The sequence below is a fragment of the Pseudomonas sp. NPDC079086 genome, assembly GCF_044542155.1.
Classification (GTDB): Bacteria; Pseudomonadota; Gammaproteobacteria; order Pseudomonadales; family Pseudomonadaceae; genus Aquipseudomonas.
The window spans coordinates 630,113-647,178 of record NZ_JBITTY010000003.1; the positions used below are offsets into that span (position 1 = coordinate 630,113).

General features: G+C 56.9%; 17 protein-coding genes, 1 tRNA gene and 2 pseudogenes. 5 read left to right on the forward strand and 15 right to left on the reverse strand.

Going from position 1 to position 17,066, the window contains the following annotated elements:
* The 7 genes from ACIGEK_RS17780 to ACIGEK_RS17810 all read right to left on the reverse strand — a co-directional run bounded on the left by ACIGEK_RS17780 (position 1) and on the right by ACIGEK_RS17810 (position 5,212).
* Complete coding sequence (locus ACIGEK_RS17780) at positions 1 to 651, reverse strand: lysostaphin resistance A-like protein (protein ID WP_397494595.1); 651 nt, start codon at positions 649 to 651, stop codon at positions 1 to 3.
* A gap of 195 nt (positions 652 to 846) precedes the next feature.
* Positions 847 to 1,626, reverse strand: coding sequence for a replication initiator protein A (locus ACIGEK_RS17785; RefSeq protein ID WP_397494596.1), 780 nt, complete (start codon positions 1,624 to 1,626; stop codon positions 847 to 849).
* Between the two features lie 160 nt (positions 1,627 to 1,786).
* Positions 1,787 to 1,990 carry a helix-turn-helix transcriptional regulator gene (locus tag ACIGEK_RS17790; RefSeq protein ID WP_397494597.1) on the reverse strand — a complete coding sequence of 68 codons (204 nt, stop codon included), beginning with the start codon at positions 1,988 to 1,990 and terminating at the stop codon, positions 1,787 to 1,789.
* A gap of 99 nt (positions 1,991 to 2,089) precedes the next feature.
* Positions 2,090 to 2,776: a hypothetical protein gene (locus tag ACIGEK_RS17795; RefSeq protein WP_397494598.1), complete on the reverse strand. Its 687-nt coding sequence runs from the start codon at positions 2,774 to 2,776 to the stop codon at positions 2,090 to 2,092.
* On the reverse strand, positions 2,763 to 3,983 hold the full coding sequence (locus ACIGEK_RS17800) for a tyrosine-type recombinase/integrase (protein ID WP_397494599.1): 1,221 nt from the start codon (positions 3,981 to 3,983) through the stop codon (positions 2,763 to 2,765). Before ACIGEK_RS17800 ends, ACIGEK_RS17795 begins: the two co-directional genes overlap by 14 nt.
* A gap of 175 nt (positions 3,984 to 4,158) precedes the next feature.
* Positions 4,159 to 4,234, reverse strand: a tRNA-Thr gene (locus ACIGEK_RS17805).
* Positions 4,235 to 4,369: 135 nt separating this feature from the next.
* Positions 4,370 to 5,212, reverse strand: a complete 843-nt coding sequence (locus ACIGEK_RS17810; protein WP_397494600.1) for a S1 RNA-binding domain-containing protein — start codon at positions 5,210 to 5,212, stop codon at positions 4,370 to 4,372.
* A gap of 314 nt (positions 5,213 to 5,526) precedes the next feature.
* Here ACIGEK_RS17810 and ACIGEK_RS17815 point away from each other — a divergent pair, with 314 nt between their 5' ends.
* Positions 5,527 to 5,715 (forward strand): hypothetical protein, encoded by a 189-nt coding sequence (locus ACIGEK_RS17815; protein ID WP_169852821.1) that lies wholly within the window; start codon positions 5,527 to 5,529, stop codon positions 5,713 to 5,715.
* 228 nt (positions 5,716 to 5,943) lie between these two features.
* Positions 5,944 to 8,169: an LTA synthase family protein gene (locus ACIGEK_RS17820; RefSeq protein WP_397494601.1), complete on the forward strand. Its 2,226-nt coding sequence runs from the start codon at positions 5,944 to 5,946 to the stop codon at positions 8,167 to 8,169.
* 33 nt (positions 8,170 to 8,202) lie between these two features.
* Here the strand turns inward: ACIGEK_RS17820 and ACIGEK_RS17825 are convergent, their stop codons facing one another.
* Both ACIGEK_RS17825 and ACIGEK_RS17830 read right to left on the reverse strand, forming a co-directional pair.
* A complete protein-coding gene (locus ACIGEK_RS17825; RefSeq protein WP_397494602.1) occupies positions 8,203 to 8,982 on the reverse strand; it encodes a substrate-binding periplasmic protein in 780 nt (259 codons plus the stop codon).
* 237 nt (positions 8,983 to 9,219) lie between these two features.
* The gene (locus ACIGEK_RS17830) at positions 9,220 to 9,612 is read right to left on the reverse strand and encodes a transcriptional regulator (RefSeq protein ID WP_397494603.1); all 393 of its coding nucleotides are present in this window, start codon (positions 9,610 to 9,612) and stop codon (positions 9,220 to 9,222) included.
* A gap of 752 nt (positions 9,613 to 10,364) precedes the next feature.
* Here ACIGEK_RS17830 and ACIGEK_RS17835 point away from each other — a divergent pair.
* Positions 10,365 to 11,345 (forward strand): zinc-dependent alcohol dehydrogenase family protein, encoded by a 981-nt coding sequence (locus tag ACIGEK_RS17835; protein WP_397494604.1) that lies wholly within the window; start codon positions 10,365 to 10,367, stop codon positions 11,343 to 11,345.
* A gap of 35 nt (positions 11,346 to 11,380) precedes the next feature.
* Here the strand turns inward: ACIGEK_RS17835 and ACIGEK_RS17840 are convergent.
* From ACIGEK_RS17840 to ACIGEK_RS17850, 3 genes and pseudogenes are all read right to left on the reverse strand, one after another.
* Positions 11,381 to 11,650: pseudogene (locus ACIGEK_RS17840) on the reverse strand (DUF1294 domain-containing protein); the annotation flags it as partial.
* Between the two features lie 150 nt (positions 11,651 to 11,800).
* Positions 11,801 to 11,902, reverse strand: a pseudogene (locus ACIGEK_RS17845) (hypothetical protein); the annotation flags it as partial.
* A gap of 4 nt (positions 11,903 to 11,906) precedes the next feature.
* Positions 11,907 to 13,256: a DEAD/DEAH box helicase gene (locus tag ACIGEK_RS17850; RefSeq protein WP_397494605.1), complete on the reverse strand. Its 1,350-nt coding sequence runs from the start codon at positions 13,254 to 13,256 to the stop codon at positions 11,907 to 11,909.
* 252 nt (positions 13,257 to 13,508) lie between these two features.
* Between ACIGEK_RS17850 and ACIGEK_RS17855 the strand changes: the two genes are divergently transcribed.
* Together ACIGEK_RS17855 and ACIGEK_RS17860 are read left to right on the forward strand one after the other, a co-directional pair.
* Positions 13,509 to 14,192 (forward strand): 7-cyano-7-deazaguanine/7-aminomethyl-7-deazaguanine transporter, encoded by a 684-nt coding sequence (locus ACIGEK_RS17855; RefSeq protein ID WP_397494606.1) that lies wholly within the window; start codon positions 13,509 to 13,511, stop codon positions 14,190 to 14,192.
* A gap of 58 nt (positions 14,193 to 14,250) precedes the next feature.
* Positions 14,251 to 14,655: an anti-virulence regulator CigR family protein gene (locus ACIGEK_RS17860; protein WP_397494607.1), complete on the forward strand. Its 405-nt coding sequence runs from the start codon at positions 14,251 to 14,253 to the stop codon at positions 14,653 to 14,655.
* A 168-nt stretch (positions 14,656 to 14,823) separates the two neighbouring features.
* Here the strand turns inward: ACIGEK_RS17860 and rarD are convergent, their stop codons facing one another.
* The 3 genes from rarD to ACIGEK_RS17875 form a co-directional block, all read right to left on the reverse strand.
* Entirely contained in the window at positions 14,824 to 15,720 is an 897-nt protein-coding gene (gene rarD, locus ACIGEK_RS17865; RefSeq protein WP_394234114.1) for an EamA family transporter RarD, read from the reverse strand.
* Between the two features lie 199 nt (positions 15,721 to 15,919).
* Positions 15,920 to 16,519: an FMN-dependent NADH-azoreductase gene (locus ACIGEK_RS17870; protein WP_394234116.1), complete on the reverse strand. Its 600-nt coding sequence runs from the start codon at positions 16,517 to 16,519 to the stop codon at positions 15,920 to 15,922.
* Between the two features lie 157 nt (positions 16,520 to 16,676).
* The gene (locus tag ACIGEK_RS17875; protein ID WP_397494608.1) at positions 16,677 to 16,991 is read right to left on the reverse strand and encodes a 3-phosphoglycerate kinase; all 315 of its coding nucleotides are present in this window, start codon (positions 16,989 to 16,991) and stop codon (positions 16,677 to 16,679) included.
* Positions 16,992 to 17,066: the final 75 nt, after the last annotated feature.

Here is a 17,066-nt window from a genome sequence, read left to right on the forward strand (position 1 = left end):
TCAGATAAATGCACTGGCATTAAACGCTGCATGTAGCAGGACCGGCAACGCCAGACCACCGCTCAAAATCCGCGCATAAGCAAACAAAACCCCCATAAGAAATAGGCTGATGAATGAGACAGCACAGGAGTAATGAATGTGGACAGCAGAGAAAAGTAGCGACGTGAATATTACAGAGAAAAGCGCCCAATTAAATGAGCGTGCGTACGGGAAAGCACGCAGCAAAAAGAACCGGAAAAACACCTCTTCGAAGACTGGCGCCACAACGACTGTAAGCCAAAAAAAATAAGGCTTCGAACCAGAGAGGCTATGTCTATTTTCTGCACACTCGAACTCAGGAAACAATAACCCGTTCGTCCAGAACAATCTCAGTAGCCAACAGAGGAAGCCGAATCCAAGCAGATGCCGGAAGCGTGGCAGTCCCCACAAAGGTGGATCAGTGGGGTGTGTTTGTCGAAAAACCCACAGAAACAGAGCAGTGCCTGCCAGCCTCGACACATCAACCAAAAAATTAGGAACACCCAACTGTTTTGCGACAATGGCGAGGAAGTCCCCGAGTAAAACAGCAGATAAACAAATAATCGCCCCATACCACCACCAATGAAGACCTGGCGTCGTCGGAGGATTCGAGATGAGCAGATCGTCATGCATTCACGCACCACGTTTTAAATATGTTTTACATATTTTAAAGATTTAGACAGGTTATTTTACTTAAAACTGATATTTTTCAATAACTTAAACTTTCACGACGTGGGTAATGTACGGGAGTCGGTGGGTAATGTACGGAGCGCGGTGGGCAATGTACGGGTTATCCACAGGCTGGCTTGGCTTGCATCGAATCAATCATTAATGGGAGCGTGGAGTTGTGCTTATGCGAGTCATGATCAGCTGTGGCCCTGACTGGCCCGCCTCTTCGCATAAATGATAGTCAGGCAGGTCTCCAGATTTTATGAGACAGCGCAGGATGCGACAGAACTCCCTGAATGAGGTCACCCCACTTCGCTCATAGATTGTTCTAAACCCCCAACGCGCGCTGCCATTTCCCGCTGCACGTCGAGCTAAACGATAGATGAAGCGGCCGATTGCGGAATCAATCAAAAAGTAGGCTTGGCTTACAGTAAGGACTGCAGCCCCATGACTATCGATCACCTCCCTGTATATCCAGTTCGGCACCTCAATCTCAACTCGATCGAGCCTGCCGCTGTCTGTCTGTGAAAGCACCAGATAGCCACCAATAAGGCTTTCACTTTTAACTTCTCGTGCCATGCCTTTGCCATCGCGCGAGGGACGCTCTCGCACGCTTTTAACCGTTGTGCCCTTGAGTCTATCTAGGGCTGACTCAATCCTTCTCGCCTGATTACCGCCATCGCCCCGTCGACAGAACCTCAGAATATCCGAGACGTGTGGCGTAAAAAAACGGCCAGGCATAGCACCTCGGCCGCTCCGATATAGATTCATCGCCTCGGTCAAATGCGAAATAAGCATGAGCACGACGTCGTAGTCCCAGATAGTCGCCATACCATCTGGCCCCGCCTTTACCTCGATGTATCCATCTGGCAAGTCGTAGCGGATGACCTCTCCGGCACGTCTTTCACGTTTGGACATGCGAAACAGCGCAACATCCATAAAATGACGGTTGTCTTTTGTTGAAACCCCCTCGGACGAAACAAAGCAATCGACTCGCTCGCCCTCCTCCGCTATTGCCTGCAGCCTAGTGGTTGCCTCTAGCCAGGACTCGCCGGGTCGAGCCTCAGCAAGGATGCGTGTTCTCAGGGACGACATTGAATCAGCCCTGAGAAGGGTTAATTTTTTGGGAAATCCAGGCGTTCACATGCTCAGATGGCCATGCAACTGATTTAGTGCTCAGACGGACAGGCGGAGGGAACTCACCAGACCGGACGAGCCTATAGATTTGAGCTCTACTGAGCCCGACGAGCACGCAAACGCTTTTAATTCGCAGCAGGGCTGGCGTAACGAATTGAGTAGCCATCGATTTCTCCACGAGACTGGATTGGATGGCTATGGATTAAATGGCACGAGCTGTGAGCTTTGTTCCAATAGGAATAAATAACTACTTAACGGAATAGGCTTACTCGTCCCCCCCTTCTGGCGAAGAAATAAATTTGACCAAGGTATCAAGCTTTCTGGGCATTTCGAGCCCCAGTGTTTCAGCTATCTCCATCAAAATTCTCGCATCAGTGTAAGGCTGTCCCTTCTGCCCAAGCTGAAGAGCAGAGCGACGTATCTTGTCTCCATCATGCCGAGACGCTGCGATAAGAATCTCTATGAGTGAACGCGCAATTTTGCGCGAATTTTTCCACTGTCGAATGTCCATCGAATCGCTGTCAGGTTTCGATTCCATATTTGCCTTGGTCTCAAGAAAGCCTGGAACTTCTGACCCCGATTGCCTGATAAGTTGAGCGAATTGATCGCGGTCAAAATAGATCAGATGATCCGGCACGCTTGCTTGAGCACCAATAAAACAGACGAAGTCTTCTGGAGTGGAAAACGGGGACATCCTTGACTCGAAGTACTTAATCAGACTCTGCAGTAAAACCGCATCACTTCCTTTAGTTTTGGAACTATTCAATTGGCCTACCCAACAAACATTAAGCGGCATCACATAAGCTACATCAGTGGAGTCCTTGATAGCCTGAAAGGTAGTATTGAAAAAATAAGCCGCTGTAGTGCTGCTACACGCAGATTCAGCTCGGAGCTCGTCAATAAGGGTACTGAGGCGCAATAGAGGCCTCAGTTTCGGCTCAGTTCGCTTCATGATTTTCACCCTGGCCGACCGAATTACCCTTACCCAGATCAATGAGCTCCAGCTGATCTGCATACCACTGCAGCATCCCACGCCTACCGTCCAAGTATTGAGCGTGGTTGTATGTACCTCGAATGCTGTTCTTGTCCACATGCGCCAATTGAGTTTCCACCCATTCGCTGGGGTATCCCTGCTCATGCAGAACGGTAGACATCGTGTGACGAAATCCATGTCCGGTGACACGCCCATCGTAGCCAGAGCGCTTAAGCAGTTGATTAATGGCAGCCTCGGACATGGGTTTAGCAGGATCATTACGCCCAGGGAACGCCAGTGTGTAGCCACCAGTAATGCTTTCCAACTCACGCATCATCGCTACAGCTTGCTTGGAGAGCGGGACTAGATGAGCACGACGCATTTTCATGCGCGATGCAGGTATCTGCCAAAGCTCTCGGTCGAGGTCGAACTCTGACCAAGGTGCACACCGCAATTCAGCCGTACGCACTCCGGTCAGAATCAAAAGGTGAGTAGCAATCTTCACCATATCGTTACCCGGACAGGCCTTAACGCGGCGTATAAGATCGGGGATTTCAGCGATAGGTAAGAATGGATAGTGCCTTAAGGTCGGGGTCTGAAGCGCCCCACCAACGTCCGCTATGGGGTTGTAATCTGCGCGCCCCGTGGCAATCGCGAAACGGTAGACCTCCTGGCAGCGTTGTCGAACCTTGCGCAGCTTCTCCAGCGCCCCTCGCGCTTCAATACGGCGAAAGACCTGCAACCACTGCATTGGTTTTATGTTGGCTAAAGGCAGACTCCCCACTTGAGGAAAGATGTCCAGCTCAAAGGCTTCCAAGACGTCCTCGGCATATCCCACCGACCAGCGCGGCGTCTTGTGCTGATGCCACTCCAGCGCGAGAACCTTAAAAGTATTGGCACGAGCCATAGCCGCATTAGTCAGAATGGTCTTGCGCTCAAGCCCCGGATGCCTACCTTGCGCCACAAGCTGGCGAGCATCCGAAGCTAACTGGCGAGCCTGTGCGAGCGTTACTTTGCCTATAGTGCCGAGTGATATATGCGACTGCTTGCCATCCAGACGGAAGCGAAAGCGCCAGGATTTCCCGCCAGCCGTACGAACCCAAAGGAATAGTCCACCACCATCAGCAAGACCGAAATCCTTCTCGCGAGGCGCTGCGTTCTTCACTTGCAAGACCGTCAAAGGCATACCGAGTACCCATAGATTATTGAACGATATAAAGGTACTTTACAGGGTACTCGGACAGCAAGCGCTTTGGTGAACTGCATGGACTACATGAGACGAAAAAGCCCGCACTAGGCGGGCCTTACGTGATAGCCATGCTACAACATGAGTACGCATGGGCTATATGATTCAATTTAAATGGTGCCGGAGATAGGAATCGAACCTACGACCTTCGCGTTACGAGTGCGCTGCTCTACCGACTGAGCTACACCGGCAAGTTGTTGCTTAAGTCGCGCAGCACATCACTAGCAACGCGACTCAAGCCGTCCCCCAAGCCTAGCAAGCCAACTGCAGAATGCTCGGCGCACAGTTGTGCAATGCAGTGCGCCATAAATGCATCGCGCCGCTACTTACTTGCTCGGCAGTTCGATACGGTCTTCGTGTATCACGATGCGACCCTGCTTGTACAAACCGCCGATGGCTTTCTTGAAGTTGCCCTTGCTGACCCGAAACAGCCCGGCAATTTCTTCAGGCGAACTTTTGTCATTCACCTTGAGTACGCCATCGTGCTCGCGCAACTTGGCCAAAATCTGTTCGCCCAGACTGCTGGCGGCTTCCTGACCAACCGCTTGCAGGCTCAGGCTGATTTTGCCGTCGGCGCGCACTTCCTTGATAAAACCTTTTTCCTGCATGCCGCTGCGCACGAACTTGAACAGCTCATTCTTGTGGATCAGGCCCCAGTGCTTGCCATTGATGATGGCCTTGAAGCCCATATCGGTGGACTCGGCCACCAGCAGGTCGACCTCCTCACCCGCCGTGTAGTTGGCCGGCACGTTGTCCAGGTAACGGTCCAGGCGTGCGGTGGCGGTGATACGTTTGCTACGTTTATCGAGAAATACATGCACCACGCAGTAATCACCGATCTGCAATGGGCGTTTTTCTTCGGAGTGCGGCAGCAATAAATCTTTCGGCAAACCCCAATTAAGGAACAAGCCCACCCGGTTTATATCCACAACTTTCAAGCTGGCAAATTCGCCTACCTGAACTTTTGGCTTTTCCGTGGTGGCAATCAATTTGTCTTCACTGTCCAAGTAAATAAAGACGTTTAACCAGTCTTCCACTTCACTTGGGGTATCACTCGGAATATAGCGTTTGGGCAATAGAATCTCGCCATCCGCGCCGCCATCCAGATACAGGCCGAAGTCGGTGTGCTTCACGACCTGCAAACTATTCATTCGTCCAATTACCGCCATGATGCCCTACCCTCATTACCAGGCCCGCATTCTAGCCGACTCGTCTGTTAATTTCTCGGCCTACCGGCCATCGCACGGCGCCCGCCTGGTGACCTGACGGGGCAATCCGACCGATGGGGCAGGCCACGAGATATGACGCCAACACGAATTATCTGTCCTTATTAAAACAATCACTTACTGGTATATCCGCTAATTACCCAGACTATTTACAGAATAATTTCACCGCACACCGTTACATCCGAGCTTTATTTATCAAGCAATTGTCAAGCATTTCGAGTATTATGCGCGGCCAAATTAATTTTTGAGATAGGTTAATGGCCGTCATGCGCGTAAAAGCATCCAACAGCAAACCCAAGCCGGCTCCAGCCGTGGAAACCAGCGCCTCGATCGACGCACAAATCGAAGCCTTCCTGAAATCCGGCGGGGAAATTCAGCAAATTGCCAAAGGCGTCAGCGGCCAGGTGTACGGCACCACCAAGCAGATCACCATCGGCAAAAAGTAACGCTTTCTGGCCATGCAGCGCTTTGCTCGCAATGACAAGGCGCTGGCCAGTGCATAACCCCTCCCACGCCCCCGTGTCCGCCCTCATCCCAACAGCAGTTGTTTTGCCCTTTTACGCCCCGCCCACTGGCGCTTAGCACAACCTTGTTTCAGAATCATGTCAGCCCGCATCTTGCGGCTGTTTCGGCATTGCCACTGCTGAACGATGGCAATCGCCCCAGGAGTACCCGTGCGCGTTACCTGCAATTGGCTGCGACAGCCTTCCAGCACCCTGCTTACCCTCGGTTTGTTATTACTCGCCCTGCCGTTACTCAGCCGCTACACGCTGGGCTGGTCGCATGCCTATGGCTATCTGTCTGACCTGGCAATCGGCAGTTTGCTGGTGGTGCTCCTTTATCAACGCTCCTGGCTGCTGAGCATCCCCCTGCTGCTGGCCTGGTGCATCTTTACCCTGAGCACCGCCGAGCTCGTCAATGCGGTGGGACGCATGCCGGAACCGGCCGACCTGCAATACCTGGGCGACGCACAGTTCCTAAGCCATTCGACTCAGGGCAGCGGCTTAAGCCAGCCGCTATTGGCCTTGGCCATGGCCGGACTGGTGGCGCTCTATCTGGGCCTGCGCAGCTTACAAACGCCATGCCGCGCGGCAACGCTATCACGCGCCTGGCTGCTGTTACCGCTATCACTCTTTGCCCTGCACACAGTCGGCCAGCAACTAAAACCCAGCGAAGCGGACCAATGGCTGCAGTTCAATCTGCCGCACAAGCTGCTGGCGGAAAGTACCAATAGCGCCCAGCAACACCTAGCCGACTGGCTGGCGGGGGATGAACCGAGCAGCCCACCGAATATCAGCGGCCTGAACCAGCTCGACCTGAACGGCACGCCGCTGCTCAAGCAGGCTGGCAGCGCCCGCAACGTGCTGATCATTACCCTCGAAGGCGTAACCGGCGCCTACCTGCAAGCTAGCCGCCAGGCAATCGGCAGCAGCTACGAGCAAGATCCGATGCCACGCCTGAGCCAGTGGGCAGAGCGCGGCATGCTCACTACTGATTACGTGCTGCATGGCCATCAGACCATCCGCGGCCTCTACGCCATGCTCTGCGGCGACTACAACAAACTCGACTCAGGCACCCCGAAAGGCGTTGAGCTGCTCAACAACGCGGCGCGCAGCGGTCAGTGCCTGCCCGCACAACTGCGTGAACGCGGCCTCAGCACGCACTTCCTGCAAGGTGCCGGACTGCGCTTTATGGCCAAAGACCAGATCATGCCGCAGATGGGTTTCGACCAGACCCTCGGCCGCGACTGGTTCAAGAACAAGCCCTATATCGAATTTCCCTGGGGTATGGACGACAAGGCCTACTTCGAAGGCGCGCTGGGTTACGTGCAACAGCTGCGCAAGAAGCGCCAACCCTGGATGCTGACCCTGCTGACCGTGGGCACACACCAGCCCTACTCCGCTCCGCAGGCCTACCTGGACCGTCAACCCAACGCCAAACTGGCGGCAATTGCCTACCTGGACGATGCCGTCGCCGACTTCCTCAACGCACTGGAAAAACAGGGCGTGATGAAAGACACCCTGGTGATCGTTACCTCGGATGAATCCCACGGATTGGAGAACGTACGCCTGGCTTCGGCCTGGGGCTTCAACTTGCTTTTGGCCCCAGAGCAGGCACAGCTGCCAGCCCTCAAACATGGCGTATATGGCCATGTCGACCTGACCGCTTCGGTGCTCGACTACTTCGCTTTTCCAGTGCCGACCAATATCGCCGGCCGCTCATTGCTGCGTGACTACGCCACGGGCCGCGAGATCATCTCCTACACCAATGGCCTGCTGCGTCAGCATGACGGCAAGGGCACGCTCACCGAATGCGACTTCCAGAATGTCTGTCGGCGCTATGCCAGCCCTGGTTTTATTACCGACAGCGCACGTTACCTGGGCCGCTTCAGTGGCAAACCAGCGCGCCTGATCAGCCAGCAGGCGGCCTTGCTTGACCAATCGCTGAGCAACGGCGGCCAGGCCGAGCAACGCTACCAGTTTGCCAACCAGCGGCCGGTCAAACTCAAACCCAGCGTCAGTGATGACTGGGCCGACAACCTGGTGGGCGCGCAGTACCTGACCCTGGGCAAGGACACGCAGACCACCGTAACCCTGAAAATCCGTGCCCTGCGCATGGATAAAAAGGGCGCCACGTTGCAATTGAAAACCAAGGAGTACGACCGCAACGTCGACTTGGCGATCCCGCAGCTGCCGCTGCTGACCCGAGACCAACCAGTCGAAGTCAGCTTTACCTTCGACAACCCACAAGCGCGCAAGGCGTTCTCCTTCCACCTACTGGGTCAGGGTCAGGGCGCTATTGAGATTGTCGACTTCAGCGTCAGCAGTAAGCCACTGGCGACCGAAGAGGAATTGTTGGCCGCTCAGGAAATTCTCGACAAGGCTGCACCCACGCCATAAGCAGTTGAGGCACGGACGGTCGCCAGTCACCTGTCAGTACACTGCGTAACGGCGCTCGATGGTTGTGTACTCGCCACTTTCGCGAATGGCTGCCAAACCCTGATTGAAGCGCTCGCAATGAGCCTGCAGACGGCAACCCAGTTTGTAGTCAGTGGCCGCAAAAATCGGATACAGGGCCAGTGGCTGGGTCACATCAACCTGGGTGTACACCTCACGATTGAAGTAACGCAGGATGCGCATATCCGTCACTACCACATCCACCCGGCCGCTGTAGAGCATGCGATTGCGGGCAATCTGGAAGGCTTCCTCGCGGTAGCGCGGGTTGTTTTCAGCCATGGACTCAAACTCACTACCGAGCAAAAAGCGTGCACGCTGGAAGGCATTTACCGAGTAGCCAACCAGGTCACTGATGCGCTGGATATCCAGATTTCGCGAGCGCAAAGCAACTGCGACATTCTGGTAGCGGATATATACGTCTGAATAATAAATCGAACCACCACTGCGCTCATTGGTGGTCGCAATAACATCAAGCTGGCCCTTGCTCAGCATCAGGTTTAGCCGTTCCATCGGCGCGTAATGCGCCACTGGCTCCAGCCCGCCGCGTTGCGCGGCAGTCATCACAATGTCGTACTCCAGCCCACGCGCTTCATTCTCAAAGACATATGGCGGTTTGTGCGTGCCAAAGCCTACGCGCAAGGCTTGCGCCGACACGTTAAGGCTGCATGACAACAAACAACAGACCCACAACCACTTCATAGCGATACCCGAGTTGAACCAGCGCCCAGCATAGCCGGCTATAGCATGGCTATGCATTGCTCTATCGCGGAGTTCGATTAATCGTAATTAGCTCTCAGGTGCCGCAGGCTACTCCGGCAAACCAGTTGCCGCGCAGTGGGAAGCCTTTATGCGCAGAACTGACTGCCAACCGCGCAGCTCGGAGACGCATCAAAGCACTAGAGCCTAGACCACGCACCAGCCAGCTTCAGCGCAAGGTGAAAGCCTGATCGCACAGCCGCGATCTAACCGCTGAGCAGGCCTTACCAACAGTCGTTAAACGAGGTTAGCTCTAGCCGCCGTATCGGCAAAAACCTCCGGCGACAAAGCAGCCTGGCCCTGGTCGTCAAGCAACTCACGGGAATGCTCTCCCCCAGGAATGCTACTGTCGATCATGCTGAGCAGTTGCAGGCCTCGTTGCGTCAGTACGAAATTCTCGCCGTTACCGCCCTCATCTTCGGGTCGCGGTTCGATAAAGCCAGCGCCGAGCAACAGCGATTCATACTCCGTCGCCTGTGCTTTCAACGCATCCAAATTGTTGGTGTGCTCACCTGCACGCTCAAGTTCCTGGGCGAGTTCCTCGGCATAAGCACGGGGCGCGAAATTTTCGCCAGCGGAACTTTGCACTTCCTGCAGCAAGCGCTCGATAAGATCCCAGTTATAAGACATATCGTTCTCTCCCATTCGCGTTGCGCTGAACCCAATGGCAAGCGCGAGGGCTTCATTACACGCCGCCCTCTTAATTTCGGACCCGCCCAGGCCCGCTTAGGTTCGACGCGAAGCTGAATCACCCAAGGCAGCACAGCCTGAATCAGGTCCCCACCCACAGCAGTCATCCGCTCTGACGGAAGGCCACCAGCTGGCAATAGAAAGCTGCGCCAGCGCGCGTCAGGGCCAGCTGTAGCTCCAGCACTCGCATGAATAGCCTGAGCTTTCACCGGACAGCCGCACTCAACCGAACAGGTCAGGTCGTTCGCCCGCAAGGACATTGCCATGAGGATCATTCTGCCCAGTAAAACCGCTCTGAGCCTTTGCGCTACCTTCGCTCTATTTGCCCAAAGCACGGCCTACGCCTCCTGTAGTTCCGAGGAGGCGATCGCTAAAGCCAGGCAACTCGCAGCCAAAGTCGCAGAGATCACCAAAAAAGGTCCTGCTCGTGCGGAACAGCTGCGCGCAGAACTGAAGGAAACCTCACCCGAGACTTCCTCTGACGAGATGGAAAACGCTTGCGAAGGCTACGACCAGCGCATCAAGGATGCTGGAAGAAGCCGGCGGTGTGATGCAAGACAACTAGAACTAGCAATCACCCGCTTTACTCGGCCGCTGCCGATCACCCGGATCGATAACGGAGGATTCGTCGCACCGTGGCCACTCCGGTCTAGACTTCAGCCACTTTGTTCAACCTCAACCGGAGAATTCCCATGCTTAAAGCCGAGTACCAAACCCGCGGGCCCGTTCCTCAGGAAGCAATCGCCGCCGTTGCCGTGCAGCTAGCAGAGCCTGGCGCCGGCCAGGTGCGCATCAAGGTGCTGGCTGCGCCGATCAACCCGTCGGATGTACTTACCCTGACAGGTGAGTACGGCATGCTGCCGCCGCTGCCAGCGATTGGCGGCAACGAAGGTGTTGGCCGGGTAGAAGCGCTAGGCGCCGAGGTCGGCAACCTGAAGGTCGGCCAGATGGTGTTGCTGCCGGTTGGCTGCGGCACCTGGGTCAGCCATTTGAATGCGCCGGCGAACAAATTGATCCCGCTGCCGGAAGCTGATCCGCAACAACTGGCGATGCTCACGGTAAACCCGCCGACCGCATCCTTGATGCTCAGTGAATTCGTCGAGCTCAAGCCCGGCGATTGGGTGATCCAGAACGCCGCCAACTCAGGCGTCGGCAGCTACCTGATCCAGCTGGCCAAGCTGCGCGGTTTCAAAACCATCAACGTGGTACGCCGTGAGTCGGCAGTGGCCGGCGTTGAGGCCGAAGGCGGTGACGTGGTGCTGGTCGACGGCCCGGACTTGGCCAAGCGAGTGCGCGCAGCCACTGGCGGCGCAGACGTGCGTTTGGGTATCGATGCCGTGGGCGGCGAAGCGACCGATCACCTGGCCGCCAGCCTGTGCGAAGGCGGTGTGCTGGTTAACTACGGCATGATGAGCCGCCAGCCGTGCCAGGTATCGCCAGCGTCCTTCGTGTTTCGCGATGTCAGCCTGCGCGGCTTCTGGTTGGCCAAGTGGTTCCAGAACGCCAGCCAGGCCGAGCAAATGAAGGTATTTGGTGAGTTGGTACAGCTGATCGCCAGCGGCAAGCTACACACCCGCGTTGCTGCCACCTATGACGTCAGCGAGATCAAGCAGGCCGTAGCAGCCGCCGCCAGTGGCGAGCGCGATGGCAAGATCTTGATCGTACCGAAGTAAGGATCAAGCGGCAGACGGCGGATAGCCCGCTGTCTTCAGCCGCCTGCTGGCGTATTGATCAACCACAGCACCAGCCCCGCCAGGGACAGGTGCAGTAGGACGATCAACCAGAACAGCAGCTGATAGCTCAGCTTGCGGTTCTTGTGGCGAATCAGCCGCTGCGCCAGCAACCCGCCGGGCCAGCCGCCCAATAACTCATACAGATGCAGGCGCGCCTCGGGTGTGCGCTGCTGGCCTTTGATGGCGAACTGTTTGTCGCGGTAGTAGGCGATAAAGCAGATCAGGCTCATCAGCCCGTAAACCAGCGCGAGCACAGACAGCACATCGACCCCGACCAGCAACGGCTGAACCCGTTCGTGCCAAAGCTGCGCAACACCCTGCAGTAACGGCGGGTAGCTGGCGTAGTCGCTGACACTCAAGGCCAGATTGCTGTGAGCAATGCTGCAGGGCTGATCGCTGTAGAGCACCACACCGTCAGGCTGCACACATTTGTGCACCGCGCCCTGCGCCTGCGCGGCCACAGCGAGCGCGGCAAACAGACCCAGCCGCAACACCATTGGCTTACTCAGCCGCTGGGGTGCGGCGCTTCAGCGGGGCCAGGCCGTCCTGGCTGACCAGCACCGGTGCGTCGGGTTTCGGCCGGTTGATGGTGTTGCGCTTCGGTGCCTTGGCTGCCGGCTTTTTCGTGGCGAGCTTCTTGCCAGTTTTCGGGTCGATCTTTTTCTTCTTCGGGCCAACCGCTTTGCCGGACGCCTTGAGGTTTTTCGGGCCCTGGTAGATGCCCTTGAGGTCCTTGATATTGCGGCGCTCGAAACGCTGCTTGAGGTAGCGTTCGATGCTCGACATCAGCGCCCAGTCGTTGTGGCAGATCAGAGAGATCGCCAGACCTTCGGCGCCAGCACGGCCGGTGCGGCCGATGCGGTGTACGTATTCGTCGCCGGAGCGCGGCATATCGAAGTTGATCACCAAATCCAGGCCGTCAACATCCAGACCACGAGCCGCCACATCGGTGGCCACCAGAATCTTCACCGCGCCCTGCTTGAGGCGGTCGATGGCCAGCTTGCGATCCTTCTGGTCCTTCTCACCGTGCAAGACAAAGGTTTTGAAGTCGTGGGCGACCAACTTGCCATACAGGCGGTCAGCCTGAACCCGGGTATTGGTGAAGATAATTGCCTTGTCGTAGGTCTCGTTTTTCAGCAGCCACTCGACCAAGCGCTCTTTGTGATGGTTGTGGTCAGCGGTGATGATCTGCTGACGGGTGCCTTCATTGAGCTGGCTGACGCGGTTGAGCTGCAGGTGCTCAGGCTCTTTCAGCACCTTGCCAACCACTTCGCGCAGCACTGCGCCGCCACTGGTGGCGGAGAACAACAGGGTCTGGCGGTCGGGATTGCACAGCTCGGACAAACGCTGCACGTCCTCGGCAAAGCCCATGTCGAGCATACGGTCAGCTTCATCGAGCACCAGCACTTCGACTTCATCGAGCAGCAGGTTGCCGGCGTTGGCATGTTCGATCAGACGACCCGGCGTGCCGATCAGGATGTCGACCTTGCGCAGCATGGCAGCCTGGACCTTGAAGTCTTCACCACCGGTGATCAGACCGCCTTTGAGGAAGGTGAACTGAGCGAAGCGCTCGACTTCCTTGAGGGTCTGCTGCGCCAGCTCGCGGGTCGGAAGCAGGATCATCGCGCGCACGCTCATGCGTGGCTGGGAAGCGCCATCGCCGAGCAGGCGATTGAGCATTGGCAGCACAAAAGCTGCGGTCTTACCGCTGCCGGTTTGCGCAGTAACCCGTAGGTCTTTTCCTTGCAGCGCCAGCGGAATGGCCGCCATCTGCACCGGGGTGGGCTCGACAAAATTAAGCTCGGCCACGGCTTTGAGCAGGCGTTCATGCAGGGCGAATTGGGAAAACACGGGTATACCTCGACAAAAAATCAGCAATACAGCGGCATAGATTACCGGTTCTGCCGGCTAAAAGCCCGAACGGCCTGGCCAACGGCGCCTGTAGCCTAGTTGCAGCCCTGCAACTGGGCGCTGCAACGGCACAGATCGACGCCTCCCGTCAGGCCACTACGCAAGCACCGCGTCGCGCCGGTAGAATGCGCGCCGCCGTTCAATCCCGGATGGCATGGGTTCCCTAACCCCATTCAGCAAAAAGGTGCCGTCATGCTGCTTACCTCCCCCCAGCGCCTGCGCAATGCGCTTGTTGCACTGGTGCTGTTCCATATCCTGATCATCATCGCCAGTAATTACCTGGTGCAGCTGCCAATCACCCTGTTCGGCTGGCACACCACCTGGGGCGCATTCAGCTTCCCGTTTATTTTCCTGGCAACCGACCTGACAGTTCGCCTGCTCGGCAAACGCACGGCGCGCCTGGTAATCGCCCGGGTGATGCTGCCGGCACTGCTGATTTCCTATATCGTCTCGGTACTGTTCCAGGAAGCCAGCTTTCGCGGCTTCGGCGCATTACTGGAGTTCAACGAGTTCGTTCTGCGCATCTCCATCGCCAGCTTCCTTGCCTACGTGCTGGGGCAGATCCTCGATATCCAGGTGTTCGACCGCCTGCGCCGGTTGTCGCTGTGGTGGGTAGCACCCACCGTGTCGACCATTTTCGGTAACCTGCTGGACACCTATGCGTTCTTCTCGGTGGCCTTCTGGAACAGCAGCAACCCGTTTATGGCCGAGCACTGGGTGGAAATCGCCACGGTTGATTACGGGGTCAAACTCGTCGTCAGCCTGCTACTGTTCGTGCCACTTTACGGTATGTTGCTCAATGCCATTCTGCGCATGCTGGCAGGGCGCGATGACAGCGCAACACCCGCCAAGCAGACTGATTCTGGGCCACACTGAGGGAAGCGCAGCCAATGGCTGCAGTAGCTATTGACCTAGCCACTCGCGGAGTAACGCCATGTACCGTTCCTTGTTGCTAACCGTCACCAGCCTGGCCCTGGCACTTGCATTGAACAGTGCTAGCGCCGCCCCCAAACACGACAAGCATGACAAGCATGGTGGCGATGGCGATGTACAGATTGACCTGCGCGGCCCGAGCATCGATATCGGTCGTGTGCGTATCGTCCTTGGTGACAACCGCTCGCTGATAGGCCCGACCCAGTCTCTGCCGCCGGGCATCCGCAAGAACCTGGCGCGCGGTAAGCCGCTGCCACCCGGCATCGCCAAGCGCTTCGATAATCGTTTGCTCGGCCAGCTGCCGCACTACGAAGGCTACGAATGGCAGCAAGTTGGCACAGACGTGGTGCTAGTGACCCTGGCTACGGGGCTGATTTACGAGATTCTGCAGAACGTGCTGGACTGAAGCTCGTCAGAAAACTTTTCCCTCTCTGCCTCCGGCGGGTAGGCAGCTCGCAGACCGCAGTGGCCTGCGCGATAAGCGGGTAGTTAGTCTGGCGCCCTAGCTGCTGGGCGTCAGTATTGCACTGTTCTCCAGCGGTCAGCTCCAACCGGAAGCCCGACGGATGTCTTCCTATAAGCCTTGTCGCGCCTGCTTGATCAACAGCCGCGCACTGTCCCAGCCGACCAGCAGCACCGCCAACCAGATCGGCAGATAAGTCAGCCATTGCGCGCTATTGAACTGCTCACCAAGAAACAGCAGCGCCACTAGGAACAGCAGCACTGGCTCGACATAACTGAGAATGCCGAACAGGCCCATCGGCAGTAAACGGCTAGCGGCCATCATCGCGGCAAACGCCAGGGAGCTGAGGATCGCCAGTCCCGGCAGCAGCCACCACAGCTGCGGCGCCTGGGTAAACAACTGCGGCGGGCTCCACTGCAGCACCAGCCAGATCGCCACCGGGGCCATAAACAGCATCTCGAAGGCAAAGCCGGACAAGGCGTCCAGACGCATCCAGCGGCGCAGCATGAAATATGGCGGGTAACCCAGCACCGTAACCATCACCACCCAGGAGAACGCCTGGGTCAGCCACAACTCATGTGCCACGCCGAGCAACGCGCAGAACACTGCCATGCGCTGCAACGGCCGCAGCCGCTCGCCATAAAACACCCGCCCGGCCAGCACCATCGCCAGCGGTAGGAGAAAGTAGCCCAGCGACACCTCCAGCATGCGCCCCGCCAGCGGCGCCCAGACAAACAGCGCCCACTGAATCCCCATCAACAGCGCAGCCAATGGCAGGCTGGCCAACAGCAACGGCTCGCGCCGCACACGGCCGCAGGCGGCGAGCAGCATCGGCCATTGCCGCGACAGGGTGATCAGCAGCAACACCGCCGGTATCGACCACAGCACCCGCTGGGCAAACACCTGCAAACCATCGAGCGGCGCCAGCAGCCGCACATAGCCGGGCACCAGGGCAAATAGCCCCGAGGCAATAATCGACAGCGCCACACCGCGCCCAGACAGCTGCATCACACCACCATGCTCAATCAGACCTCAGCATCTTGCCTGGCTTGTAGTTAAGACCACAGCCACAAAGCGGCACAGCTAGGCACTTAAACAACCGTACAGCGCAGAAATGCAGGCCATAAAAAAGCCCGCACTGCATCAGCAGAGCGGGCAGAGACGCCCAGGAGCACCGGACGCCAGGAGAGCAGGTTGCAGCGGGAAATCAGATGGCCTGGGCCAGTTGCGCCTTAGCCTGATTCAGGCCCTTTTCCATGAACTCGCCACCCAGGTTGAGGCCTTCGGCGTGGATAAAGCTGACATCGTGGATACCGACAAAGGCTAGCGCCTGGCGCAGGTAGGGTTCCTGATGATCCTGAGTACCGCCGGCGTAGATGCCGCCGCGAGCAGTCAAGACAAAGGCGCGCTTGCCGCTGAGTAGGCCTTGCGGGCCAGTTTCGGTGTACTTGAAGGTGACGCCGGCGCGCAGTACGTGGTCGAGCCAGGCTTTCAGAGTGCTGGGGATGGCGAAGTTGTACATCGGCGCAGCTAGCACCAGCACATCGGCGGCCAGCAGCTCGTCAGTCAGCAGGTTGGACAGCGCCAGCGCCGCTTGCTCTGCTTCGCTCTGCTGCGCAGCGGGGGTCATCCAGCCGCCCAGCAGGTTGGCGTCCAGGTGCGGCACTTGATCCACCGCGAGGTCGCGCACCTTGATCTGATCGACCGGGTTGGCAGCCGACCAGTTGGCGATAAATTGTGCAGTCAGCTGACGCGAAACCGAACCTTGCTGACGGGCGCTGCTTTCAATTACCAGGACGTTTGCCATGTTATTTGCTCCATCGAAGGGTTGTTGAACGTCGATGGACAAAGAATAGGAGCGCACAATCCGATTAAAAAGCGCAAATACCTGCGCCAAACAATCTAATAATTTGATTTATAGCCAACCCAGGCTTAGTCTCTGGGCTGTTGGGGTCCAGTACTGACTAGATGAGTTCGCAGGTCAGTTTGACCCGTAACTTGATGATGCTGCGAGTCGACTTCACCGTCAGGTTGCTGCTTTCACCCGCTGTCAGGCTGACCTTACGGGTACGTGGCGCCTCGGGACCACTGCGAAACACAGCCGTGCACTTGGCGTCGCTGCGCCCGTAGTTGTAAAGCTGTACGGCGGCCATGTTGTGGTCAATTTCCTGGGTGGTGGCCGAGACCTCAGCACCATTGAGCTGTTTCTCCAGCTCGATCTGGTAGGCCATAACAGTCAGCGGCAAGTAGGCCAGCAGCGCACAACAGAGCTTTTTCATCAGGGCAGTCTCCGGCAAAAGACGGCCAGTTTAGGTTGATTGAGTGGGTATTTGCACCCTAAGTACGGGAATCGA